General features: G+C 51.2%; 30 protein-coding genes. 1 reads left to right on the forward strand and 29 read right to left on the reverse strand.

What is annotated here, in order from left to right; all coding sequences use genetic code 11:
* Window positions 1–19: 19 nt before the first annotated feature.
* The 3 genes from DW757_RS13130 to DW757_RS13140 form a co-directional block, all read right to left on the reverse strand.
* Entirely contained in the window at window positions 20–298 is a 279-nt protein-coding gene (locus DW757_RS13130) for a chemotaxis protein (protein ID WP_118751906.1), read from the reverse strand.
* Window positions 299–405: 107 nt separating this feature from the next.
* A complete protein-coding gene (locus DW757_RS13135) occupies window positions 406–1,005 on the reverse strand; it encodes a DUF6329 domain-containing protein (RefSeq protein ID WP_118751907.1) in 600 nt (199 codons plus the stop codon).
* Complete coding sequence (locus tag DW757_RS13140; protein ID WP_118751908.1) at window positions 989–2,029, reverse strand: C40 family peptidase; 1,041 nt, start codon at window positions 2,027–2,029, stop codon at window positions 989–991. Before DW757_RS13140 ends, DW757_RS13135 begins: the two co-directional genes overlap by 17 nt.
* Window positions 2,030–2,149: 120 nt before the next feature.
* Here DW757_RS13140 and DW757_RS13145 point away from each other — a divergent pair, with 120 nt between their 5' ends.
* Complete coding sequence (locus DW757_RS13145; RefSeq protein ID WP_008397075.1) at window positions 2,150–2,485, forward strand: helix-turn-helix transcriptional regulator; 336 nt, start codon at window positions 2,150–2,152, stop codon at window positions 2,483–2,485.
* A gap of 33 nt (window positions 2,486–2,518) precedes the next feature.
* Here DW757_RS13145 and DW757_RS13150 read toward each other — a convergent pair whose 3' ends face one another.
* From DW757_RS13150 to DW757_RS13270, 26 genes are all read right to left on the reverse strand, one after another.
* Window positions 2,519–3,034: a gamma-glutamylcyclotransferase family protein gene (locus tag DW757_RS13150; RefSeq protein WP_118751909.1), complete on the reverse strand. Its 516-nt coding sequence runs from the start codon at window positions 3,032–3,034 to the stop codon at window positions 2,519–2,521.
* 17 nt (window positions 3,035–3,051) lie between these two features.
* Window positions 3,052–4,104 carry an amidoligase family protein gene (locus DW757_RS13155; protein WP_118751910.1) on the reverse strand — a complete coding sequence of 351 codons (1,053 nt, stop codon included), beginning with the start codon at window positions 4,102–4,104 and terminating at the stop codon, window positions 3,052–3,054.
* Window positions 4,105–4,119: 15 nt separating this feature from the next.
* The gene (locus DW757_RS13160) at window positions 4,120–5,919 is read right to left on the reverse strand and encodes a DUF87 domain-containing protein (RefSeq protein ID WP_118751949.1); all 1,800 of its coding nucleotides are present in this window, start codon (window positions 5,917–5,919) and stop codon (window positions 4,120–4,122) included.
* A gap of 46 nt (window positions 5,920–5,965) precedes the next feature.
* Window positions 5,966–6,565: a hypothetical protein gene (locus tag DW757_RS13165; protein WP_118751911.1), complete on the reverse strand. Its 600-nt coding sequence runs from the start codon at window positions 6,563–6,565 to the stop codon at window positions 5,966–5,968.
* Window positions 6,543–6,827 carry a hypothetical protein gene (locus tag DW757_RS13170; RefSeq protein WP_118751912.1) on the reverse strand — a complete coding sequence of 95 codons (285 nt, stop codon included), beginning with the start codon at window positions 6,825–6,827 and terminating at the stop codon, window positions 6,543–6,545. The genes DW757_RS13165 and DW757_RS13170 overlap by 23 nt, the downstream gene beginning before the upstream one ends.
* Before the next feature lie 79 nt (window positions 6,828–6,906).
* Window positions 6,907–7,203, reverse strand: coding sequence for a 4-oxalocrotonate tautomerase (locus DW757_RS13175; protein WP_118751913.1), 297 nt, complete (start codon window positions 7,201–7,203; stop codon window positions 6,907–6,909).
* Between the two features lie 119 nt (window positions 7,204–7,322).
* Complete coding sequence (locus tag DW757_RS13180) at window positions 7,323–8,930, reverse strand: DNA cytosine methyltransferase (RefSeq protein WP_118751914.1); 1,608 nt, start codon at window positions 8,928–8,930, stop codon at window positions 7,323–7,325.
* The gene (locus DW757_RS13185) at window positions 8,924–9,307 is read right to left on the reverse strand and encodes a DUF4406 domain-containing protein (RefSeq protein ID WP_118751915.1); all 384 of its coding nucleotides are present in this window, start codon (window positions 9,305–9,307) and stop codon (window positions 8,924–8,926) included. The genes DW757_RS13180 and DW757_RS13185 overlap by 7 nt, the downstream gene beginning before the upstream one ends.
* A gap of 15 nt (window positions 9,308–9,322) precedes the next feature.
* On the reverse strand, window positions 9,323–10,225 hold the full coding sequence (locus DW757_RS13190) for a conjugal transfer protein TrbL family protein (RefSeq protein ID WP_008397084.1): 903 nt from the start codon (window positions 10,223–10,225) through the stop codon (window positions 9,323–9,325).
* Between the two features lie 26 nt (window positions 10,226–10,251).
* Window positions 10,252–10,680, reverse strand: a complete 429-nt coding sequence (locus tag DW757_RS17760) for a hypothetical protein (protein ID WP_243033682.1) — start codon at window positions 10,678–10,680, stop codon at window positions 10,252–10,254.
* Between the two features lie 14 nt (window positions 10,681–10,694).
* On the reverse strand, window positions 10,695–11,330 hold the full coding sequence (locus DW757_RS17765; protein WP_243033683.1) for a DUF4259 domain-containing protein: 636 nt from the start codon (window positions 11,328–11,330) through the stop codon (window positions 10,695–10,697).
* On the reverse strand, window positions 11,309–11,644 hold the full coding sequence (locus DW757_RS13200) for a DUF3852 domain-containing protein (protein ID WP_008397088.1): 336 nt from the start codon (window positions 11,642–11,644) through the stop codon (window positions 11,309–11,311). Before DW757_RS13200 ends, DW757_RS17765 begins: the two co-directional genes overlap by 22 nt.
* Window positions 11,645–11,673: 29 nt before the next feature.
* Window positions 11,674–13,377 carry a hypothetical protein gene (locus DW757_RS13205; protein ID WP_118751916.1) on the reverse strand — a complete coding sequence of 568 codons (1,704 nt, stop codon included), beginning with the start codon at window positions 13,375–13,377 and terminating at the stop codon, window positions 11,674–11,676.
* Window positions 13,378–13,451: 74 nt separating this feature from the next.
* A complete protein-coding gene (locus DW757_RS13210) occupies window positions 13,452–14,060 on the reverse strand; it encodes a DUF6550 family protein (protein ID WP_118751917.1) in 609 nt (202 codons plus the stop codon).
* A gap of 132 nt (window positions 14,061–14,192) precedes the next feature.
* Window positions 14,193–14,699: a hypothetical protein gene (locus tag DW757_RS13215; protein WP_182433310.1), complete on the reverse strand. Its 507-nt coding sequence runs from the start codon at window positions 14,697–14,699 to the stop codon at window positions 14,193–14,195.
* Between the two features lie 63 nt (window positions 14,700–14,762).
* Complete coding sequence (locus DW757_RS13220; RefSeq protein ID WP_347559995.1) at window positions 14,763–15,104, reverse strand: DUF4320 family protein; 342 nt, start codon at window positions 15,102–15,104, stop codon at window positions 14,763–14,765.
* Between the two features lie 77 nt (window positions 15,105–15,181).
* The gene (locus tag DW757_RS13225; RefSeq protein WP_118751919.1) at window positions 15,182–16,054 is read right to left on the reverse strand and encodes a secretion protein F; all 873 of its coding nucleotides are present in this window, start codon (window positions 16,052–16,054) and stop codon (window positions 15,182–15,184) included.
* A gap of 5 nt (window positions 16,055–16,059) precedes the next feature.
* Window positions 16,060–16,989: a hypothetical protein gene (locus tag DW757_RS13230; RefSeq protein ID WP_118751920.1), complete on the reverse strand. Its 930-nt coding sequence runs from the start codon at window positions 16,987–16,989 to the stop codon at window positions 16,060–16,062.
* Window positions 16,986–18,458, reverse strand: a complete 1,473-nt coding sequence (locus tag DW757_RS13235) for an ATPase, T2SS/T4P/T4SS family (RefSeq protein ID WP_347559996.1) — start codon at window positions 18,456–18,458, stop codon at window positions 16,986–16,988. Before DW757_RS13235 ends, DW757_RS13230 begins: the two co-directional genes overlap by 4 nt.
* 122 nt (window positions 18,459–18,580) lie before the next feature.
* A complete protein-coding gene (locus tag DW757_RS13240) occupies window positions 18,581–19,393 on the reverse strand; it encodes an AAA family ATPase (protein WP_118751922.1) in 813 nt (270 codons plus the stop codon).
* Window positions 19,394–19,396: 3 nt separating this feature from the next.
* Window positions 19,397–20,239 carry a Flp pilus assembly protein CpaB gene (gene cpaB / locus DW757_RS13245; RefSeq protein ID WP_118751923.1) on the reverse strand — a complete coding sequence of 281 codons (843 nt, stop codon included), beginning with the start codon at window positions 20,237–20,239 and terminating at the stop codon, window positions 19,397–19,399.
* Between the two features lie 149 nt (window positions 20,240–20,388).
* Window positions 20,389–20,841 carry an A24 family peptidase gene (locus DW757_RS13250; protein WP_118751924.1) on the reverse strand — a complete coding sequence of 151 codons (453 nt, stop codon included), beginning with the start codon at window positions 20,839–20,841 and terminating at the stop codon, window positions 20,389–20,391.
* On the reverse strand, window positions 20,831–21,022 hold the full coding sequence (locus tag DW757_RS13255) for a DUF6133 family protein (protein WP_347476055.1): 192 nt from the start codon (window positions 21,020–21,022) through the stop codon (window positions 20,831–20,833). Before DW757_RS13255 ends, DW757_RS13250 begins: the two co-directional genes overlap by 11 nt.
* Window positions 21,023–21,106: 84 nt before the next feature.
* Window positions 21,107–21,445, reverse strand: coding sequence for a SpoVG family protein (locus DW757_RS13260; protein ID WP_118751925.1), 339 nt, complete (start codon window positions 21,443–21,445; stop codon window positions 21,107–21,109).
* An 88-nt stretch (window positions 21,446–21,533) separates the two neighbouring features.
* Entirely contained in the window at window positions 21,534–22,097 is a 564-nt protein-coding gene (locus tag DW757_RS13265) for a YodL domain-containing protein (protein ID WP_118751926.1), read from the reverse strand.
* 15 nt (window positions 22,098–22,112) lie between these two features.
* On the reverse strand, window positions 22,113–22,679 hold the full coding sequence (locus DW757_RS13270; RefSeq protein ID WP_118751927.1) for a hypothetical protein: 567 nt from the start codon (window positions 22,677–22,679) through the stop codon (window positions 22,113–22,115).
* Between the last annotated feature and the right edge of the window lie 3 nt (window positions 22,680–22,682).

Below are 22,682 nucleotides of genomic sequence, written 5' to 3' on the forward strand. Positions count from 1 at the left end.
TTTCTGTTCCATCCTTTTTTTAAGCTCTAAGAAACCGCAGAAGCTCGATGGCATCGGATAATCCGGTTTTGTAATATCGCATCCGCTCCTCCATTGGAATGGTAAGCCGTTCCAACAACTTGTCATTCAGCCACTCCGTTTCGTCTCTCGGCAGCATGCGCAAAATCCGATCCATATGCTCCACTTCTTCTTTTGTCTCTTTCAAGCACTCCGTTGGATTTTTCTCCTCCATCTCGTCCTTGATCTGCGCGATCCTGGCTTCGATCACCTGATTCAATTGATCCAGTATTCCATCCATCTGTCCGGATCCCTCCTTTCCGCCACAGAGGATACCGTAACGCTCCGGCAAAGTCGATACGAGAACCGGACAAATCTTCTTGTCACTTTTTCACAGAGATCCTTTTATCACTGCATTTTCATCTCACTTCCTGCACCTTCCTCCTGCAACTTCTCCGAGACATTTGGGCAGAAATCCAGATAATAAGCAATGTCAATTCTGCCATCATCGATAATCACATCGGCTGTTTCCGGGCGATCCCAGAGCATATCTCCAAACATCTCCTGCAAGAATGGCTTTCCATCCACACATAAACCGGTCCAGGCTTCCAGCTCTTCAAAGTCTATAATCCAGTTGCCTTCAGTTGTCTGGGCAGTGCCCTCTGTGATAATAAAATCCACAGCGGACGCCAATTCCATGTTCCACTTTGAGAGAGATGGGTACTGCAGTGCGGCGGCCTCCGGTACATAGGACGCATATCTGGGGTATCCATAGCCTTCGCTTTCCACCAGGATTCCATCCGCTCTGCCCCTCCCGGTAACCAGCAGACAATGGTACACGCCGTCCTCGTCCTGATGCATCAGCGAGATGTTTTCCGTAATAAAAGGGCGATCCTCCAGCGGATGCTTTAACATACCCTCGAACACTTCCGCAGGAACGGCGACTGTTTTCTCAATGGTAAAATCCTTAAAGTTAAAATCCGGCTTACGTTCAAAGATCGCTTTCATAAGCCCCTCCTCCCGGAAGCCGCCCCATCGCATAGAAATGCCCGGACCAATAAGCGGAATCAATATTGGCATACCCGATGGGCGACCCGCAGTGCAGCATTTGGTTTCCGCCCACATAGATTCCGACATGGCTTACAGGGCTTGCGGACGCATAGGTCCCTGTAAAAAAAATCAGGTCGCCGGGCTTGGCTTCCTCCTTGGGGATCACTGCACACAGATCGAAGATTCCCTGGGCCGTGGTACGGGGAAGATGATAGACGCCGGACTTGGTATAGACCCAGCAGATATATCCGCTGCAGTCAAAGCTGGTCGCCGGCGAGCTTCCTCCCCACACATAAGGCCAGCCAATGTATTTGGTTGCTTCCGCCATCAAAGCCGCAAAGCTGCCGTCTCCCATGGCCTCTCCCGGCAGCATACCGTTTCCTCCCGGCAGGGCTTGTCCGTATTTTACCAGCGTATAGATTCGGTTCGCATTGACCTGAGTTTCCATGGCTGCTGATATACCAAACACAGAATTCAGGTTGAAATAGACTGTCTGCAGGTCATGAACCGGCACAGCCACCGTATAGCTGTCCCCTTCCTCATCCTCTCTCTCCTCATACGTCACAAAGCAATCTGCAAATTTCCGGTATTCTTCCATGCCCATGCGGGGCTGATCCGCGCCGAAAAACAGAGAATAAAAAACCGATTTTACCTGATCCGCATCTAAAGTTTCATCCTCTGCCATGTCATTGATCTCTGCGATTGCCTGATCCAGATTAAGAAAGCTGTCCTGCATCTTCTCAATATACATCCGGTATTGGACTGGTACCTTGGAAGATAAATACCCGCCATGAAACGCAGTATTTACGGCTGAAGTGTTATGATCCGCCGCTCCGGATAAGGTACATAAAATAACAGTCATAATTAAGATAAACGGAACAAGCAGTGCCGCAGCTACAGAAAGAACCACAGTCCTTGTCCGTTTATCTGCTGCGGTGGCCAGGACGGCCTTCGCCGCCACTACTGCGGCCGGAGCTGCCATAGGCATTCCCCCTTTCTATTATACTTTATACAGGTTATCAATCAACCTCTATCAATGATGTTTATATTCGATTGAGTAAGATAAACTATCACTATCAAGGGTATATGAGGTGGTGATGGTTTGAAAAAACAGTTCAATATAGAGATAGGCGGACGGATCCGAAAATGCAGAGAAGCTCTCGGATATTCACGGGAAACTCTTGCGGAAAAAGCGGATCTGGCCAGCTCGTTTTTAGGCACCATCGAGCTTGGCTCCGGCAGTTTTACCGCCGAATCCCTTGTAAAGCTCTGCCATGCACTGGGAGTCTCTGCCGACTATATTCTCTTCGGAAAAGAAGAACATGGAGACCTGTCAACGGTCAACGCCATGCTGTCCGGTCTGGATCCGGAATATCTCCCTTATGTGGAGGAGATGCTCCGTTCTTATATCAAAGCAATTACAGCCGTAAAGAAGTGAGCGGGGAATGCCGTCTCACTTTTTCTTTGCTTTTTAGTGGAGTGTATCGAAGCCTCCCATCCCGAACCGGGATTTCTTTCCTGCCTGTCCCTCCATCTCAGCCACAAGCTCATAGGCATGGTCAATTGCGTCCTCTAAAATCTGAGGATCAAATCCCGCCTCCTCGTAGCCTTTAAGGATCGTATCCGCATAGCGGTCCGAAGGGACCCCGAATTCATATCCGGGAGTCATCACATACACCATGGCCGACACTTTTTTCCCGTTTAAATCCACCTCCATCATCTGCTTCCCATAAAACCCAGGGTATCCTTCATAGCGGTCCAGCGCTGCCTCATCCGCTTCCCGGATTTTCCAGAGAAGCACAGGGACCGAGCTTCCTTCCTTGGGTTCCACGGTCGCAACCGCTCCCAGCCTTCCGCCTCGAAACAGCAGCTCATACCCTTTCAGCTCGCTCGTTCCGGCCACCTTTGCGGTCGGACAGCGGAATGCCATCTGCGGCCGGTTGAGGTTACTGCCGTAGGCAATATAAAGTCTCTCTTTCCTGCTCATTGCACGATTCTCCTTTCCTACATCCGCATCATAAAAGCCGGGGCTTCTTCCAAAACCTCGGCTTCTTCTGTTCGATTCGTTTCCTGCATGCCGGAAGCGGCCTGCCGTTCCGATGCTGCCACCTCCCGCTCTTTTTCCTTTTTCTGCCGCATCCGTTCCTTTTGAGCCTCCGCCTGGGCGGGGTCCCTCCATGCAATACAGCCGGGCAATTCCTTCAACAGATGATAGCGGGCTGTGGCGAATTCCTCCCCGTTTAATCCCAGCCGTAGGAGCCAGGTACGGAAGGTATATTTTTCATTGGTCGTCTGGGTTTTCCTTCGACTGGCACAGCTCTGGTTTAACGCCTGCGCTCCGATTGCAAGAGAAAACTGGATATAGGCTTTGATCTTACCCGCATGGAGCGTCCCGTTGAAAAGCCGAAACTCCACGGTCCCTTTCTGAAATACGGAATGCAGGTTCAGGCAGTGGTAACGGCTGTCATCATAGTGCGTATCCCTACGGCTATCCCCACCGTACCAGATGCGCTCTACCCCATCCAATGTTTTCGGCTTCTTTCGGTTCAGTTCCTCTAAAAAGCGCTGTTCGACTTTCTGACAGTAGGAATGCTCGCGGGACACGGAAACCTGCAATGCCTTATAGATCAGATCCTCCTTAGACGCCATGATGTTGGTGATATTTCTGAGCGTCCTGGCATCGAACGGGGAGGCGTCGATATGCACATGGATCCCGCAAGTTTTGTTTACGAAAGCCCCCCGCTCTTTCAATTTCCGCACGATCTCCTGAATGGAGACAATGTCCTCATACCGGCAGATGGGGCTTACCATTTCCGTCTGGTATTCACGGTCAGCCGATATCTTCTTTCCTCCCGCTCTTTTCTGAGCATCGATGCTTCCGTCACTCATAAATTTCCACTGCCGCCCCTCCGGATCCAGCGCCGCGTAGGCATCATAATAGGTTCCGATATAGCGGCTGCGGGTCCCGAAGTATTCCGCCACCGTTTCCGCCGCGGCCTCACGGGTGATACCTGTCATCTCGATCTCGATCCCAAATCTCTGTTCTTTGAGATCCATCTGCCGTCACCTCCTTTATCTTCCACCTGCCTTTCCAAACAGCCTCGCCTTGTGTTCCGGTGCATGAACCATCAGGTTATAACGCTCATTGCCGCATTTGTAGAGACACACGCCCCTCTGTGGATAGCGGATCAGGTTATACTCACTGTCCTCTAACTGCAGGGTATCCGTATAAAATCTGGCATCGATGCTGCCGGCGTTGAACAGAAACTGATGAGTCGGGATGGAAAACAGCGGCTTAGTGTACTCCTTCACACCGTCCAGATTAAAATCCTCCAGGTTCTGGCTGGCAATGATGACCGCCGATTCTTTCTTTCTGACACGCTTCATAAAGTTGCGGACATATTCCACGGCGGTCAGGTTTGAAAGGAACAGGTAGAACTCATCCAGGCTTGCCGCGGTATTCCCTTCTGTCAAAAGTTCATCGGACATAAAAGATAGGATATTAAACAGCAGGGCATTTTTAAGGCTCCTCCCTGCCTGTAAAAATCCTTTTACTCCAAAAGTAATAAAGCCCGCATCCGTGATGTTCGTGTGGCCGTTAAAAAACTTGCTCTCCGCTCCCACACACATAGAGTTAAGCCCCAACAGGATGCTCTGGAGCATCTCTGCGGTATAGAGCTGCCTCTTGTTTTCATCAAAATCCTTATACTCCTGCTCGATAAAGGCGTAAAAGTCGGAAAGGATCGGGTAGTCCGTGGAGGCCATCCGGTCAAAAGGACTCTGATCGCTGATCCCCCATTTTGTATAAAGTTTCTGTAACATGATCTCGATCACGTCGATTTCCCGGTCGCTGAAATCCTTGTAGCTTCGGAAAAAATCTTTTAAGAAGCTGATATGCTGGGACAGGCGGGAGCGGATGCGGAAGGTCTGCGGCGCATCCAGATCCTCCGGGCTTCCCGTATCATCCCAGGTCTTTGGCTCCAGAGGATTGATGAGAAACTCCCCGCTCATCAGGTCAATAAAGCAGCCGCCCAGGTTATTTGTCAGGTCCTCATATTCCATTTCTGGATCCAGAGCCACGATCCGCATGCCGGATTCCCGCAGGTTGGTGAGCAGAAGCTTTAGCAGGTAGCTCTTTCCCTGGCCGCTGTTTCCCAGGATCAGGATGTTGGCATTGGTCTTGTCATCTGCCCGGCGGTTAAAATCCACCAGCACATTGCTGCCGAACTTATCCCTGCCGATATAAAATCCGTTGGGATCCGTTTTCCCCGAATAGTTAAAAGGGTACAGGTTCGCCACACTGCTCGCGGGAAGCACCCGTTCAAACTGGTCACGGAACAGGTTCCATCCGGTTGGCATCACACACCGGAATCCTTGCTGCTGCCTTAGCATCAGCCGGTCCACATTTAACTTTGCGCGGATCAGTTCCGTCAGTACCTCGGTCTGAAGGAGCTTTAACTGGTCAATGTCATGGGCACACAGCTCCAGATACACCGCCGTGTGAAGAAGTGGTTCCCGGTTTCGGTGCATCTGTGCTACAATCGTCGCCACATCCTGCAGGTTACTCTCCGCCAGCACGGTCTGCTGAAGGTCGTTCGTATTGCTGCGGTCCATGCGGTTTTTGTTCGCTGCGTTGCTGATGATCTTCTTTTCCTCCATCGGCGTCACATGGCGGGTATAGATCCGAAGGGTCACCCCGTCCTTTTCCCCAAGATGGGAAAGGATCGCCTGCTCATCGGTGGATGTCGGGTATTCCCTCAACGCCCACACGCAGCGGAAGGTATTACCGCAAATAAAGTGATCGGTTTCAAACTTGATGACCGATGGGGCGATCATATCCAGAAATTCCTGGATTCTCACATCCCCGGCCATTTCGGATGCCGCAGCCGTATTTGTTCTTCTCAAATGAGTACCTCCTTTAATCGTCCGGGATAATCCAGCGCTCCCCGTCAAAATCTTCAAACCTTTCTGTGGTCACGTTCTGCTCATAATACACCGCTAAAAGTCTTTTGATGTCTTCCTTATCCGCACGCTTGACGGAAAAGCCCTGCTCCTTTAAGGACTTTTCAATACGCGCAAGATACGGAAACACCTCGGTTTCTTTTTCATCCTTCAGCCGGATTACGATTAGAAATTCGCGGGCGGTTGCCATCTGCACCTGGATCAGGTCCAGATGAGTCAGGTCTTTTTCCAGCAGCTTTCGGACTACGGGATTTTCCTCCTGCTCAATCCGGGACCTCAAAAAACGCTTATTATCCTCAAAGCTCTCTCGGCTGTTTAAGCACAGCATTTCAATTTCCGCTACGCCTTTTAGTACCGTCATCAGCGCATAGATCCTTGCCCCCACGCTGGCCTGGGAGAGCACGGAGATGTTGGTCGGCTTCACGATAAAATACACCAATTCTCCCTGTCCATACGTCACAAGGCTGTAGTCCGTGATCTCTTTTGCCCCGATGAGCTGCCTTGTGGAAGCCTGTCTCTTTGCCTCCTGCTTTTTAAGTTTCTTCTCTCTGCTCATGTTCCGTAAACCTCCACTCATAGAGCTGCTGTCTGGTAAAAAAATACGCACAGGCATACCGGATAAAATCCAGGATGCTGGTATCCTCAAAGCGGATCGTCAGAAACGCATAGACCGCTGTCAGGACAATCGGCGGGATAAATTCTGCCTGCGTAAGAGACAAAACGGATATCAAAGCGCACACACCGATGATACCGATATCCCGAAGCTGCCAGAGCCATAAGACCGCCCTGGATTTTAAGTTGTCCGGATAGATATACAAACTTTCACCTCCACATAAATTTACCGCCGGCAGCATATTGCTTCCGGCGGCACTAAATTTGAATCATTCCTTATCTCCCTTACGGCTTTTCTTTCTCTGCTTCCTTCAGGGCGTTCTCAATCAGCCCGATCACGAAGTCTTTCTGGCTAAGCCCTGTCTTTTTTAAGTGCTCCTTAATCCTCATAAATAATTCCTCCGATACCTGAAATGCCAGTGTCCTTGTCCCGTTTGCCATTATCCTTCCTCCTTCAAAATGTTCCTTTAGTACCATCTCAACGTACTGGTTCAGTGTCATTTCCAGCCGTCCCTTTTCTTCCCCGACTTTTTCATACAGGGCTTCCGGAATCATTGCGCATAAATTTTTTCGGTTCTCCATAGGAACGCTCCTTTCTTTGATCCTGCAAGCCAAGCATATCGAAAGCCTTATGGAATAGCTATGGCAATACCCGACAAGGAATTCCCTTCAAAGGAAGCACTACCAACAAAGAGAGCAGGTCACTGTTTTTCTCCCCTCTTTTGCAAAAAATAAGCGATTCCACGCAGAACAAAATCCACACATGGAATCGCTACACTGTTTCCGAGAGCCTTATATCTGGCACTGTCCGAGGCGCCCGGAATATCCGTCCAGCCGTCAGGAAACCCCTGAAGGCGCTCACACTCCAGCGGAGTCAGGCGGCGGATCAGGCGGTCGGAAACTGTCTGACATGACGTTACTGCCACCAAATTTTCGCTGCCGCCTCCATGATCACCGCCGCTTGCCCGAATGGTCGCACATCCTTCTGCATAAGCCCCATACTGGGACTGTCCGAACACCTCCGGCTGGCATACAAGATCCGTTGCATCCTTGTGCTGTCTCGCACTCTGTGTTGCCGTTACCTCATTTTCCATAAACTCATCGCTCCGTTGCCGGCTGAACACCGCATGCCGGTCCGTAGCCGTCAGCGTGTAGCTGAGATCCGATTGACAGCCGAAGCCGTTCCCTCCGTTTTTTTCCTGTCTGTCAATAATATTTCCTGAAATACAATAGCTCTCCGGCTCTTCAGCCACCAGAGGAGCATTGTTTCCTCCGGTCCCATAGCGAGCGGACATAGTCGGCGCTACTTCGTGGGGTCCGGTATAGCGGGCATCAATCCCATGATTCTCAAACAGCACCGGCTGATTATTCCCGCTGGTTCCGGCCGCTGCTGTAATGGTAGGACAGATCCCTTCTCCAATATAAGCCCGGCTCTGCTGGCTTGCCAAGATAAGGGGCTGGTGTCCGTGTTCCTGCGCCCGTAGCGTCCCTGACACATCCTCCGTCATATGCATCTGACTGCCTCCTTGGTCATTCAAGCACAGGCAACTTGCTTTTTCTGCTATGCCTCTGTTATCCCCGCCTGGATCATCAACGCCGTTTTTAATTGAGGCGGCAGATCCTTTCCTCTTGCCTTCGCCCTTCGCAGAATCCCTAAGCAGGCAGTCCTGCTTAAATAATATCTGTGGTGCGGTGAGGCCTCCAAAATCCGCGACAAGGAAGATACGACGGCGGCGCTGGGCGACTCCCCAGTATTGAGCGTCCAATACTCGCCAAGCCAAGCTGAATTCAGTTCCCAAAATGGCAGCCCCAGCAGATTCCCAGCGCCCGGTGTCAGGTCGAGGCACATGACAGGAACCCTTCTTAATATGGACGATTTCCTCGATGACCGCCCGGAAGTCCTCGCCGTCTGAAGAGCTGAAGGCTCCCGGTACATTTTCCCAAACGAGGTATCGAGGTCTGCTAAGGTAATCTGGTATTCCTCGTTCGGCATCTGCTTCTCTCATCTCCTTTACAATGCGTACCTGATCCATAAACAACCCGGAGCGTTCCCCAGCAAGGCCTCTTCTCTGTCCTGCAACAGACAGATCCTGACAGGGGCTTCCCCCGCAGATTACATCTACCGGCGGCAGTTTTCCGCCATCCAGCTTTGTGATATCCCCCACATGTTCCATATCCGGAAATCGGAGTTTCGTTACCAGGATGGGAAATGGTTCAATTTCACTGGCCCAAAGCGGCGTGATGCCGTTATGGATGCCGGCAAGAGGAAAGCCGCCGATCCCGTCAAACAGACTTCCAAGCGTCAGCAATGGCTCATCCCCATGCCGGCAAACGCCTGTCCGGCTTCCTGTGCCAAAGACCCTGCAAGTTCCTGGCCGCTGACTCTTCTTACCGGGATGGAAAGCCTTTCCGCCGCTTCCAGCTCCTTCTGCATGCCGGAAGAAACACGATCCCCACACAGCCACAATTCATCACAGACTCCTAATACCCGAAGCCCCATTTGAAGTCCAGTTTCCCGGTCTTTCGGGGAGCCATCATCTAAAAACTGCGGATACATCAGATGCACCGCTATGGGGACTGCCCCCTGTTCCACAGCATACCGGCAGGCTTCCTGCGCCGTTTTGATATTCTCTGTAACATCCCCCGCATAAGGAGATGCAATATATACCAGTTTTTTCTCTGTCATATTCCACCCGCTTTCTTATTTTGCTACGGTCTGTACGACAGTACGCGTCAGGTTAACCGCTCCCTGTGCCGCATAGACCGCTCCCATCACATTGGCTCTGGTCCCTGTATCCAGTCCGAACTGTCCGGCAATCCTGGGGATTTCCCCGGCAGATAGCATGAGTCCCAGCCCTAAAAGAGCATGATCCTTTACTACCATCAGGCCCGCAATCAATACTGTTGCCTGCAGGAAAGTCGTCAGACACAGCCCAATGACCTGCTTGCACCAGCTGACAAACCCGTCAATATACCCTCTCGGCACACTGAACATATAAAGGCTTCCCACTGCGATCTGGATTAACAGGATACCGCCGCGCTTTAAATTGGCAAAAAACACTTTTATCACAGCATATCCCATCATAATCAGGATAAAGATCATCAGGAGCGGGCTTGTGATACTGTTAAGGCCTCCGAACACACCTGCGTTCGCAGCTTCCTCCCAGGTTCCCGCATCCTGCAGGGAAGTAATGATATTTGACGCAACGGTTCCGAAATCATCCCCTAAGCCGGTAATATCCGCTGTAAAACTCCCCTGAAGGGATACACAGAGCTTATAAAGCTCCACCGGCACCACTGTAAACAGGCTTACCGCCATAAATCCTTTTACCGCATTGATTGCCGTCTCACGAATGCTGCCTCTCCCATTCTGGCATTCGATCCCGCATTCAAACACAGCCACTACAAGCCCCGTGATATAAAGCGCCCAGGCCAAATAAGAAAAAAACAGGACAATGGACTGCACCCAAGTCATCTCAAACAGATCAGCGCCCATATTTCCCATCTGCATAAAAAAATCACCGAGAAACCCTACCACCTGACCGTAGATCCAGTCTACGATCTGTCCGAGTACGGTATCGGCGACAAAATCCCATATGAACACGCTTTGGTTTTACCTCCCTTCCTGTCTCAGCACATCTTCTGCCCCGGCTGCAATTCCTCCGAAGGCTCCAAAAAAACCTCCAAGTACGTCTTTACCGCATCGGTCAGCGCCCGGTAATCCGTTTCGGTCGGATGATACACATACCAATCCACCTTATTTCCATCACGCCACAGATGTGGGGAAATGCCTTCCCCAAAGTTGGGATTGCTGACTTTCTTCATCCCCCAAAGATCCTGAAATTTTAATGCTACAGTGTCAATGACTCCCTCATTTCGGTTCAGTAACGTGACTTTCAGGCGGTCATAGTGGTCTGCCACCATTCCTGTCTGGAAGTGGATCTTTACACGGATCTGGTCCGTAAGCCTTCCATAGCAGGCATTCCCTGCAAATTTTGTTTTGGGGAATACCGCATCATGGTCAAACATCCTGCGAAGTTCCTGTTCAAACTTTGTCATCTGAAGCCCCCTTCCTACATTATCTTCATACCGGAAATCCCATTATTTCTTCCTGTCTGCACATTCATCTCCTGCGTTTCCGGTTGGATCAGTTCAATCGTATCTTCCGGTGCTGAAAGCAGTTCCTCCATGTGCCGGATGAGACATTCCATATGATTTTGCCAACTGTTCCAGTCTTCTTCTTTAAACCATCCATTCCATTTTCTCCCATTGGCGGCATTCCCCCGGCTGTATTTGAGCGTGTCCGTCAGATAACTCTTAAGCCATCCGATGGATTCCTTGTCGGCTGTAAACGAGGTCATGGAAGCAAACCTCCTGCCTTTCGCCACATAAAGGTCAGCATCCAGCCCCGTCATGTCTTTATTCCGAAATTTCACTATGATCTCAGCCAATGCCATCGGGCTGCTATGGCTGTCCCCATCGGTTACGTCCTGTGGAGCACACCATCCATCTTCCTGCAATAACCGGATCATGGCTTTCAGGTTCATTTTCCCATCGTCAGACAAATTTTCTCGGATTAAATCCACCGCATCCAGTCCCGCATCCGACTCAAAAGCCGTAATTCCCCAGCATCCCACCTTCATTCCTCCCTTTTTTTCTGTTCCGATTTCTCTATCGGCAAAGCACATCACATTCCCAAGATCTGCCATACATACATCGGCGCGGTAAGAGTAAAGACCAGGCACGCAAACAGGATCGCAGGGCCGGCCCATTCAAACTGTCCATGTTTTCGGTAATCAAAATATGCGGTGCCGAGTTTCCCAAAGAAAAATACCGCCAGGATTAAATCAATTGCGGGAAACACGACATTGTTTACCACGGTTTTGATCTGTTCGGATGCCGTATCCCAAGTCCCTTCGATTGCTCCGGCAACATCACCCGATGCCGCATAAGCCGGAATGCTAAGTACACAGGCAGCCAGTGCGGCAGTGATGAGGAGCAGTTTCATTCGCTTCAGTCTCATTTGGTTTTCTCCTTCCTTTTTCTGAAAAATTAATCCGGTGTCTGCGGCGCGATGTGCCAGTCACTCCAGAGGTTCCCGTCAATTGTCAGGGAATCTGTCAGGTTCATGGACAGCATCCCTGCCGGGGTCCAGCAGTCGATTAGCCATGTATAAGCGGTATAGCTCCCGTCCGGATACCAGATCGGTGTGAAGTGGGTGCGCCTGTTATACGTGCTGTAACGGTTTTCCTTAAATTCATGAGCCATATCATTCCCGCTATTCATCCGCTCCAAAAGCCTCCAGAAATTCTGGTACTGGAATTCAGGGAAATAAGTCACTGCATTCTGTGCAGGTGTAACTGCAGAGCTTTGGTTTGTGCTGACATGCGTTTCCACCCTCTCATTGAAGCCATACCCGGACTTCATAGTATTTCCGCTGGCAGTCGGCGCTTTCTCATCCGGAGAAATCTCCATCGAGGCGGTCAGGCTTGCAGAATATCGGTCAAAATCAAACTCCCACCAACCATGGTCGCACCAATATCCGTCATCATCCTCGTCACCGCTGTGCCATACCCAGTATTCCTGCCACCAGGGTCTCCACACACCCCACTCGGCGGAAGTTTTTTCCTCATTTTCCGGGACGGATGGACGGCTGAAATCGTCATTGCGGTCATCCGCGTTAGGATCCGGCGGCGGGTTCTCATCCAGATCCACAATGTTTACCTGAATGGTTCCTTTATCCACATGTCCTCCGCCATGTACCCGCACTGTAATCGTCATTGCCTGGGGTTCCTCCGGCGTTGTCCAGCGGATCCAGGCAAGCTGGCTGTCTCCCTCCGGATAATACACATTGTCTACCTGGTAGGAACGCCCATTTACGGTAAAAGTAACCGACACCGGATCATCCGGATCGCTCTGCCCGCCTTTTACCTCTACCGCCGTGATTACCTCTGTATTCGTCCGGTATTCATAGTCAAACTCAGTAACCTCCACTTCCTCCGGAGGCTCTTCATGAAACCGCACAACCCCAAGGCCCAGAGACGTTTTGATCTCCATATTGGATCGGACACCGGTTGTTCCGCCGTTCCATGCCGGATATCCCAGATCCGGCACCTCTAAAAACATGGATAGCGGGAGGTTCTGGAATGCTACAGTAGGAAGAACCGCACGGACTGCTCCGCTTGTCAGCTCGTCATATAATGCTGCCTCTGTGGCGGTGGCTGCAATCAGGTTCCCCTGAAAAGTCAGGAAGCTAATGGGTTCAATCAAGAGTCGGTATTCCCCATTGATCAGCGTATCAAAATCCATTCCCGTAAGCCCGGCAATGCTGCGAATGACTTGTTCATCTGTAAAATAGCTTTTAATTTCCTCAATATTTGCCTGCCCAAGACTTTGAGAACTGATGATCCTCGGCAGGGCCTGTGCAGGATTGACATACTCATATGGGGCCGTGTTGACTGCCAGCGCTGTCCCGTTATTATATGAGATCTTGCACTCTTTTCCAAATGAATACACAATGGCCGGCTGCTTATTGGTCAGGTCGATTGGTCTGGTTACCGGCTCCCTTCCCTCCGTCCGAACGACCGTTACCCGTACTCCTTCATTTCCCGGCGACCAAAAATTCTGCGTGGTTCCCTGCCCCATGCTTCCGCCGCCTCCGTCAAGGTTTCCTTCCCCAACCGCATAGGCCGGCAGTGCAAACAACAGGGATGAGAGTATGGCCAGGACAAGAAAAATGCCAAATTTTCGTTTCAAAGAGCTGCTCCTTTCCACGAAAAAACACCGCGTCTTCGCGATGCTTCTTCCTTTTGATTCGGTTCATTTGGTTCTCAGTCCATGATCCCGATCTTATTTCCGTTTTCATACATATCCTCAGCGACCGTGCCGGATCCTCCTCCGCCATTATTCTGGACCCAGCCAAAGCCGGGAATATAAATCTGCCCATTCTTAGTATCCCCCGCCTGCGGCTCATCCGGCTTTGCTGCCGGCTCCGTAGGTGTCACAACCGCATCATGCTCTACAGGCACGGGCGGTGATTCCACCTTGGTTCCATCCGGCATTTGTGTCGGATCCGTAAGCACATCTTCACTTGGTGCTTCCGGTCTGGTCACATCCGGCTGAATACTCTGCTCCGTTTGGTCTGTCTGCGCAGGGCGGCTGTCTACGGGGCGAACTGTTTCCTCGGTTTCCTTTATGGTGCCTATTATCCGATCCGTTTCCGGCTTTATATCCGGCTCAATATCTGCTTTCGCTTCTTCTGTCTGAGTGATACCGGGATCTACAACTATTTCTGTTACCATCGAGGTTTCTTCCGGCAGGACATCCTCTCCTGAAGAAGTTTTCCCAAACTGCAGGCTGATTACTGCAATCAGCGCAATGCAGATCATACTCCCCCCGCCGACTGCCAGATACCTTTTTGTCTTTTCTGTCAGTTTCAATGTTCTAAGCCTCCTTTACCGTTTTCCGTATCGTATCTAACACAATACGGTATGCTTGTTCACAAGTCTATCTGACTTTCGCATTCTCTTCTAAAATCTACGATTCCAACAATTCTGCCGGTCTTTCATTGTTTAAAACACCTCAATATAGCCCGCCTGTACCTTCAAGGTAATGAACATAGAGGGAAAGAGCCTTCCTCCAAACCGTACCGGAACCTCCAGCCGCACAAGGGCATCCGCTTCAAACCGCTGTGCATTCTCCGGATCCGATGGGGCCAATGGTGCATTGCGTATCGTAACATCCAGACGATCAATGGCAAACTCCAACTCCTGATTCCCGTCATCCCCGTATTTTACATGTCGGCCTCCCTGTAAGGTCGTACCAATGGTATCGTCCAGATATCCATAGATATCCCCCACATCCAGCGTTTCCTCCCAGCCTTCCGTTCCAAATGGCATGTAATTTCCGGAATATCCTTCCCGAACTCCATGATAGACGCCGGCATAATTATCATTTACTGTAGAAATGATGGCATCCTCCACAGCTTCCCGCACACCCGCTGCAATAACCTGCAGGCGGAAATATTCGCTGATGCCGCATAGCAGGATGATCAGTGCCAGCACGATTCCAATCGTCATCGGAAAGGACGCCGCCCGATCACTTTTTAAGATATTCCTGATTTTTCTTCCCAAATAGCCACCTCACTTCCAGTAGACTTCGGATTTTCCTGTTGCCTGAGAGCGCAGGGTAATTGGGAAGGAAGCGAATTCTCCAAATAGTCCGATATTTGTCTCCAATGTCAGTGTGACGGTAATATCATCATTCAGCTGGATCCTTCCGCTATCCGACCATTCAATCTCCGGCTCAAGGCCTGTCTGTTCCGACAGGATCGCCGCACGCCGGTCGGTTTCGGATCCGACTCGCCCGGAGACCTCCGCCTCCCGTACCAACTCCGTGGCAAAGGTATCCAACTGCTGTTTTTGGATAAACACAGGAAGTACCCGCATGGCCAGGGCCAGAACCATTACCGCGCACAATACCATAACGATCACATCTACATATCCTTCACCGCGCTGATTTTTGAGTACATATCGTAATCTCCTTTGCACGACACACCTCCTTAAAACATCCCGCCAAGGCTCTCTAAAGCCACGTAGCAGATAATGGCGAGATAGGTTAACAGAAAGCACATCAGCATGGCAAAGGAAAAGACCCGGATCTTGGGCGGGATCTTCTGCGCTTCCGCTTTGAGGCGCTGTAATTCGATCTGCTTAAAGTCATGGGCCAGCATCTGGAAATACACCACGCTGTCATCGCCGCGCAGCACACCGATCAGCCCTCTTACCACATCTGATAACATAGGGGAATTGAGCCTTGCCTCAAACCGGGTCAGGGCTGCTTCATAGTTGGACGAACGCATATCTGCCAGAAGGATATCCAGTTCCCTGGTAAGCGCCGGTCCTGCATTGGTCTTAAACCGCTCCAGCATCCCGATTACGTTGCGGCTGGATTTTAGCTCCTGCTCAATGGTTGCCACCATTCTCGGCAGCTCTCCTTCGATTTCCTCCCGCTTGGCCTTCAGCTTTTCGTCTGCCTTCTGGGTTTCCTTAAAGTAAAGGAGCACCGCCAAAATAACAACGACCGGAGACAAAAGCGGCAATAGAAACACACAGGGAATCACTCCCAAAAGAACCGCTCCCGCTTTCGTCAGGGCATATGCCTGGTAGACCTCCGGCGTCATGTTGAGGCCTCCTGCCTTCAGCACATTCGCCATGCGGCCCCGCTTGTATTCATCCATTCGGATGTGCTTTGCCAGCCGTACCGCCACAGTCATCAGTCCGGTTTCCAGGGTTTTAGCAGATTTACGCTCCTGCTTTACGGTACCTAACATAGCCCTGGCCGCTCCAATGGTAGGCAAGCGCAGGGCTGCCGCCGCCAGAAAGAACAGTCCAAGGGCAAGGAAACAGCCGAATAAAAACAATAATCCCATCATCCGGCTCACCTCCTGTATTCAATGGGACGGGTCAGCTTTACCACACAGCCGGCAGACACAAAAATCACAGCGGCCGTCACGGACAGGATGATCTGTCCCAAAGGTGTATGCATCAGCACATCATACCAGTCCTTATTAAGCATATACATAAGGGGGATATTGCCGATGACAAAGATGACCATGATCAGGAATTCCTTCCTCGGCTCCGCAATCAGATACTCCAGCTCGGCATTGACATTGCGCATATCGGAGAGCTTGGCAACAATGGGGGTAAGCGTCGTCTTTAAGCTGCGGTCATGCTGACAGTCGCTTAGCACATCACACCATTCCCGAAATACCTCATTATCGATCCGTCCCCGCATCCCGCGAAGGGCTGCTTCCACATTGGGGTTTACCAGTTTTATCTGTGTCAGAAAGTTCTGAAACACCTTTGACACCGGAGGATTTAAATACGCGATGTTTTCTTCTACGGCCGTCACGATATCCTCGGTCCGAAGATAGGCGGTCGTGATGACGGAAAGGGCGGTTTCCAGTTCCGCCGATACATCCCTCTTATAGTGGCTGGCCGTTAACTTCACATACCAGAACGGCAGGAACAGAAACCCCACCGCCATAACCGGAGCCAGAAAGAAATTGCCAAGCAGAATTGCCAGGGATCCTCCTAGACAGAACAGCGCCAGGGATATAGCGCAGATCATAGAGAAGCGGTTCCCTCGTCCGGTCATTTCCAGGACGGACTGTGCTTCCGATATCTCCCTTCGCAAAATCCCCGCCTTTTTTCTTCCTGATGATTCCTTGATCTCCTCCCGGATACTTCTTTTCGGCTTTAAAAGCCATGCAAACAGGCTGTCCGTAAATTCCACGGGCCGGATCCCCAGAATCAGGAACGCTCCCACGATCATTCCCGCACAGGCTAATAACTGAATTGCTGTCATACTTCCTCCTTTCCCTTTTCCGGGACTGCAAGGAGCTTTGCAAGCATTTCCTGCGGCATCCCGTTTTCCATAAACCGGCGGGCCAGGCTGTCCGAGATGGCGTTTACCTGTTTATGGCTTCCCGTAATGATGAATTTTCCGTTCTCCACACGGTTTTCTGTAATCTGATACTGGAACAGCGGACGGAACACCCGTCTGCCGTCCGGCTGGATCTCACATTCCATGATCTCCATCAGACGCCTCTCCTTGTTCTCCAGCTGTTTGCAGAACGCCACAATGGGGTACGCCTCCGTCACAAATCCCATCAGGGTTTCATCGCTCATGTCCACAGCCCGCTTGCACAAAGATACCATCCTTCGGTAGGTAGCATCGCAGCTCATGGAATGGATTGTGGTCACCACCGCCACACCGGTGCGGGCCGCCTCCTGAGCCGCGTTCGCTTCCGGGCCGCGCATCTCGCCGACCACAATAATGTCTGGGTTAAAGCGGAGCGCCATATCCAAAAGGGCGATCTGATCCACACGCTGGCGTTCATTTTCGCTGTCACGGGTAAGCGTATGAATGACTGAATTTACGACTTTTCCTTCCTTTCGGCGTACCAATGCCAGCTCCCTGGATCCATTCTCAATACTGTAAATACGTTTGCTGTCCGGTATGGTGGTTAAAAGCCAGCCAAGGAGCGTTGTTTTCCCGGAGCTGGTTGCTCCTGCCACACAGACAGAAATACCATATCGGATGCACTCCGAAAGGAAATCCAGCATTTCGCCGGTGGCTGTCCCGCCTCTTAGGAAATCCTCCTTTTTCATGCTCTGAGGATTGACGATTCGAATGGAGGCGGCCACGCCTACATCCTCATCCACGATAGGCGTTTTAAGTACCGCAATTCGGATATTTTTACTGAGATGTCCAAGGACACTGGGGCTGGCATCGTCGAGTACCATGCCCGAAACATGGAGCATACGCCGAACCACGTTAATAGCATGCTCCGGGCTGTCAAAATGCTCATCCAGCTTCCTTGTCACTCCGCCTGAAAACTGCACCTCCACATCATCCCAGGCGTTTACATCGATTTCTTCGATCCCCTCCCCGTAGATATACTTGGTCAAGAAACCAAACTCTGCCATCTCGGAATAAATGGCGTTTATCAGTTCATCCGTGGACATCCCCTTAACAGAAATCCTGTGATCCTGGATGTATTTCCCGGCAAAGCGGCGGATCTGGGATTTGGCATCCTCACTTCCCGTATCGGTCACAAGGCTGCTGTATTCCTTGGAGAGATACCCCTGCACCTCCCTCAGCACATCAGAAAATTCCCGGTTCTCCCTGCCGGATGAGAAGAACAGATCCTTGGTCTGCAGGCTGCGGACTGTCCTTTTGGGAGGAACATAGCCGTCATCCTCATCGGATCGAGTTTCCGATTCTTCCACTCTTTCCTGGGAGCCGATATGAGCATCCGGCTCAGGAAGCATTTCAACAGGCAGGCTATTATCATGCTCAGGAAGCTGTACGGATGCCGATTCTAAAGCCTCTTTTTCTTCCCAAACACCTTCACCAAAACCCTCATAAAATGCGCCTTTGCTCCGTCTCTCGCCTAACATCCGAACACCTCCCTCGTAATCGCATCGATGGATTTTCGAAAGCCACGGCTGTCTTTTAAGCTCAGTTCTTTAAACAGATTCCCTTCCAGTACTTGTGCAGCCACCTCCTCCGAGTGTGGGATCTGAAAGGCCACGCTTCCCAGTACCTGTTCAATATGGCTGCTGGCCTCATTGGGGCGCACATTGCCGGCTACTTTATACTGCTTCTCCGCATCCCATTTACTCTCCCGAAGCAGAGGAAGCTGGCTGGACAAATAGCTTATGGACTTTAAATCACAGTTTACAAGCCTCAGCACCGCATCCGATTCCATCAGTGCAATCGCCGAAAGGATATCATTCGCAATGTGGCTTCCGCAGTCGATGACAATATACGGGGCAATCTCTCGCAGGCAGGAAAGCAGTTCCTCCGCCTGAGTACGCTCATAAGGAGGATAGGTGTATTCATTTTCTCCCTTCCGCATCCCAAGGATCGTCAGGTGACGGAACCGTTTATGGGTCATGCAATTATGCCGCACCAGGGATTCCGACACATGGGCTGCCGCCAGAATGCTTCCCAGGGAATGCTCCTCCTCCAGATCTCCCGGCGGACAGATGCAGGGAAGCATCGGTGTATTCATATCGCATAAAAGCAGAGCCACATCCCGTTTCTTTCCTGCAAGGTGAGCCGCCAGTTTTACTGCAGTTGTGGTTTTTCCGGATCCGGGGCTTCCCCAGACAGCTAACATCCGGTTCTCCTTTTCCGGTTCCCAGCCGGATTCATCCCCTTTCTGGCTGCGGCTAAAAATACTGTTTTTTAAAAAGTTCAAGGCTTACCCCACCTCGCTTTCCTCAGTACTACTTTCCGACGTCTCCTCCTGTACATTGCTTTCCGTCTCTACAGGCTCTCCCGTTTGCTCCGCTTCCCCGTCTGTTTCTTCTTCCGGTGCATGGATCTCTTCCAAAATGGTTTCCTGCGCCTTAACAAACTCGGCAGCATGTTTTTGTTCCCCGCGGTACACAAGGGAGAGATGGATATTCCCGTCAGCCTCCAGCTCCGCAAGGATCATGGACTGCTCCGGTGTGACTAACAGCGTGACCGTATCAGGGAGTTCCTTGTCTTTGTCATCCTCTGACGGTTCTCCGGTGTTGGCATCCGCTCCGCTGTTCGCGGTGACCGCAATTACCTCCACATACTTTAATTCCGGCGGAATCACGGTCAGTCCCTGCTTCTTATAATCCGGCGCAATCACAGAGACAATATCCCCGCTCTGCAGCTTCCCGGAAAGGCCGTTTGCAAAGGATTTGACGGATACGGAAATTGCCTGCTTCTCCCCGGTCAGGCTGTAAAGATAGGCATTTTCCGCCGCCGGTTCCTCCGCAATCTTGGACGCGATAATATAATCTCCGGGGATCATATCCGCATAAGCGAATTTTCCAACGGCGGTCTCCGTACTCCTTACCACATCCTCCGGCAGGTTATACGCTCCGACTTCAACGGTCTTTACCATATCCGCTGTGATTTCCTCTCCGGTTCGGATTTCTTTTACCACACGGACAATTTCTGTCTTGTCACTGATGGCCTTGTTAAACAGCGGGGTTACCGCAAAGCAAATGATCAGGGAAAGGACGATGCAGATCACACCGATTACCGCCCTGTTCTTTAAAAAACTCATATGTCCATCCTCCTGTTAAAATATGGGGCAGGTTTTTCTTCTGCCCGCCCCTCCGGTTTACCTGCTGATGGTTCTCCTGCGGCGATACAGGACTGCCGTGAAAACAGCCGCCGGTATCACAGCGCAGACAGCGATCATGATTTTTTTCTTCATACGATGAGTCCTTTCATTTTCATAACATACGCACACATGCATCCTACGGCAAGGAACGGGCCGACTGGAAGCGGGGAGCGGGTTTCCTTTTCCCCTGCCCGTTTCCATAAAGAAAGGCCTGCCCCAAAGAGAATAAAGCAGGAAAGCCCCGCCACAGATGCCGTAAGGGCTGCGGGAAGGCCCAGCACAAGGCCGGTGCTTCCCGCCAGCTTCACATCTCCGCCGCCGATTCCTTCCTTCTGCCTGCTAAAAAGAGCAGCCGCCAGATAAGGAAGCATACACAGGATCCCCGCCAAATGATCCGGCGAAAAATCCAAAAGTGCCAATGCCGCAATCCCTGCCTGGAGAAAATCCGGGATTCTCCGGCACCGAATGTCCCAAACCGATACCGCAGACAGCAGCCCAAAAAACAGGATGCCCTGCAGGGATGCCGCCAGATCAGCCGGCATAATCAAACATTTCTTCCACGCGCTCCACCAGCGTCGGAAGAACCGTATCGTTGAACAGGGCATAAAGACCGGCCAGAAGCAGCGCACCCAGCACAACGGCAATCAGGATCTTTACCGCGGTATCCACATATCCCTCGCCGGAAGTTTCCCTGATCTTCTGCTTCGCCTGCAGAGCCTTCATGGCAGCCGCCGTATAAACCTTCATCATCTGATTTTTCATTTTCATCATGTCGTTATCCTCCAAATTCTTTTCGTTTTTGATTCCTTATATTCCGGACAACTGCTGTCCGGCTTTTGGTGCTTCCGGCTGTGCCTGTGGTAATGGCGCTGTCTGCGCCATGGTAAGAGCCTGATGGTATGCATCCAATACGGCGGTGTGAAGCTCATTCCTGAATTCCGCTGTTACGGGAAAGCAGATATCCCTGTAGCCGTCCTGCGTTTTGCGGCTGGGCATAGAGACAAACAGGCCGTCCTTACCTCCCTCGACAATTTTGATTCCCCGGACGCCAAAGCATCCGTCGATGGTTGCGGATGCGTAAGCTCTTGTCCCACCCGCGGCTCCGGGTGGATACATGGATGTGATACGGATTTCCAAAGCGGGCATGTGTGTTCCTCCTTTTCTTCTGCCTTTTCATTTCATAGTTTTCCTTTCTGCTTCTATTCAGCAAAAAACAGACGAACGATTCCGTCTGTTAAAGCTGCATGTTATGGGTATGGATCGGCTCCTGTAGCGGCTCCATGGCGTCTATCTGCTGAAAGCCTCTCCGATCCACATAATAAAAAGAGCTGTCCCGGCTGTCATACAGTTCAATGACATCGCTGATGGACATGGGATAACCGGTAAAGCCCGGCGGCTTCTGATCCCGGAACTTCAGATAAAGCGCCTCCAGGTCATTGGTATCTGCGGCTCCGTCATATACCGCCTCATAATTTGACAGATCCGGCGGGCCGAACCTGTGGCTTAATTCTTCAAACGGAATAAATTTCATCTGAATGTCCACATCGGGCTTTAACTGCCATATCCGCACATTTTTAAGTGCCGTCTGCCGAAATCCTGTCTCCTTCGGGGCATTCATCAGGCGGTCATAGATCCCATCCATCCACTTCACTTCCCGGATATGCTTCTGCTTATCCAGAAAGTCCTGAAGCTCCGGTCCCTGAAACAGGGGATCCACCACTGCACAGCCATCTGCGATCTGCCCTACGCGGCTTCCATAGTACATGATGATGCCATTTTCCATATAAATCGTTTTCATTCCCGTCCTCTCCCTTTAAACCATTGTCATCCCTCCGTCCGATTGATGCTCCTTATAAAACTCCTGCAGAGCCTGTTCATCCGGAAATACCAGTTTCCCTTCCACGATCTCCAGCACCGCAAAATCATCGCGGTCACAGATCAGAACCCTGTGCTGGTAATCTTTCTGCATTTCCACATATCCTTTGACTTCTTCTGGACCTGCCAGCCACACACCGGAAGCATACCGTCCGTCCGGCAGGAAGCTGTACCCGGAATACTCCGGTACACATAAATTTAAATCCTTCGCTCCCGGTGGCCGGATCTGGGAAAGGTGGAGCTTTGCCTCATCCGGCAGAAGTTCCGGTTTTACGATACCGATTACCTCGCCGCGGCTGCACCGGCAGCGTTCCCCATCCGATAAGGACACCAGAAAAACCTCTCCCTGCCGAAGTGCGGCTCCTGCGCCGTCTCCGCCCATGCAGAAAAAAAGCTTCCCATGCTTTTCGGCAGCCGGTGCATGATCAGAAAGCAGTACGGCTTTCTTTTCAATGGAAAAGCCATATCCTGTTTTACTGCAGTCCTCAAATCGAAACCGCTTCATGGC

The sequence above is a fragment of the Clostridium sp. AM29-11AC genome (genome assembly GCF_003480545.1).
Lineage (GTDB): Bacteria > Bacillota > Clostridia > Lachnospirales > Lachnospiraceae > Otoolea > Otoolea saccharolyticum_A.

Coding starts and splice junctions, on each gene's coding strand:
- DW757_RS13130 (WP_118751906.1), bottom strand. CDS start 298: ATGGATGGAATACTGGATCAATTGAATCAGGTGATCGAAGCCAGGATC.
- DW757_RS13135 (WP_118751907.1), bottom strand. CDS start 1,005: ATGAAAGCGATCTTTGAACGTAAGCCGGATTTTAACTTTAAGGATTTT.
- DW757_RS13140 (WP_118751908.1), bottom strand. CDS start 2,029: ATGGCAGCTCCGGCCGCAGTAGTGGCGGCGAAGGCCGTCCTGGCCACC.
- DW757_RS13150 (WP_118751909.1), bottom strand. CDS start 3,034: ATGAGCAGGAAAGAGAGACTTTATATTGCCTACGGCAGTAACCTCAAC.
- DW757_RS13155 (WP_118751910.1), bottom strand. CDS start 4,104: ATGGATCTCAAAGAACAGAGATTTGGGATCGAGATCGAGATGACAGGT.
- DW757_RS13160 (WP_118751949.1), bottom strand. CDS start 5,919: ATGGCCGGGGATGTGAGAATCCAGGAATTTCTGGATATGATCGCCCCA.
- DW757_RS13165 (WP_118751911.1), bottom strand. CDS start 6,565: ATGAGCAGAGAGAAGAAACTTAAAAAGCAGGAGGCAAAGAGACAGGCT.
- DW757_RS13175 (WP_118751913.1), bottom strand. CDS start 7,203: ATGGAGAACCGAAAAAATTTATGCGCAATGATTCCGGAAGCCCTGTAT.
- DW757_RS13185 (WP_118751915.1), bottom strand. CDS start 9,307: ATGACAGAGAAAAAACTGGTATATATTGCATCTCCTTATGCGGGGGAT.
- DW757_RS17760 (WP_243033682.1), bottom strand. CDS start 10,680: ATGACAAAGTTTGAACAGGAACTTCGCAGGATGTTTGACCATGATGCG.
- DW757_RS17765 (WP_243033683.1), bottom strand. CDS start 11,330: ATGGCAGATCTTGGGAATGTGATGTGCTTTGCCGATAGAGAAATCGGA.
- DW757_RS13200 (WP_008397088.1), bottom strand. CDS start 11,644: ATGAGACTGAAGCGAATGAAACTGCTCCTCATCACTGCCGCACTGGCT.
- DW757_RS13215 (WP_182433310.1), bottom strand. CDS start 14,699: ATGACGATTGGAATCGTGCTGGCACTGATCATCCTGCTATGCGGCATC.
- DW757_RS13220 (WP_347559995.1), bottom strand. CDS start 15,104: ATGGTATTGTGCGCGGTAATGGTTCTGGCCCTGGCCATGCGGGTACTT.
- DW757_RS13225 (WP_118751919.1), bottom strand. CDS start 16,054: ATGATGGGATTATTGTTTTTATTCGGCTGTTTCCTTGCCCTTGGACTG.
- DW757_RS13230 (WP_118751920.1), bottom strand. CDS start 16,989: ATGACAGCAATTCAGTTATTAGCCTGTGCGGGAATGATCGTGGGAGCG.
- DW757_RS13235 (WP_347559996.1), bottom strand. CDS start 18,458: ATGCTTCCTGAGCCGGATGCTCATATCGGCTCCCAGGAAAGAGTGGAA.
- cpaB (WP_118751923.1), bottom strand. CDS start 20,239: ATGAGTTTTTTAAAGAACAGGGCGGTAATCGGTGTGATCTGCATCGTC.
- DW757_RS13250 (WP_118751924.1), bottom strand. CDS start 20,841: ATGCCGGCTGATCTGGCGGCATCCCTGCAGGGCATCCTGTTTTTTGGG.
- DW757_RS13255 (WP_347476055.1), bottom strand. CDS start 21,022: ATGAAGGCTCTGCAGGCGAAGCAGAAGATCAGGGAAACTTCCGGCGAG.
- DW757_RS13260 (WP_118751925.1), bottom strand. CDS start 21,445: ATGCCCGCTTTGGAAATCCGTATCACATCCATGTATCCACCCGGAGCC.
- DW757_RS13265 (WP_118751926.1), bottom strand. CDS start 22,097: ATGAAAACGATTTATATGGAAAATGGCATCATCATGTACTATGGAAGC.
- DW757_RS13270 (WP_118751927.1), bottom strand. CDS start 22,679: ATGAAGCGGTTTCGATTTGAGGACTGCAGTAAAACAGGATATGGCTTT.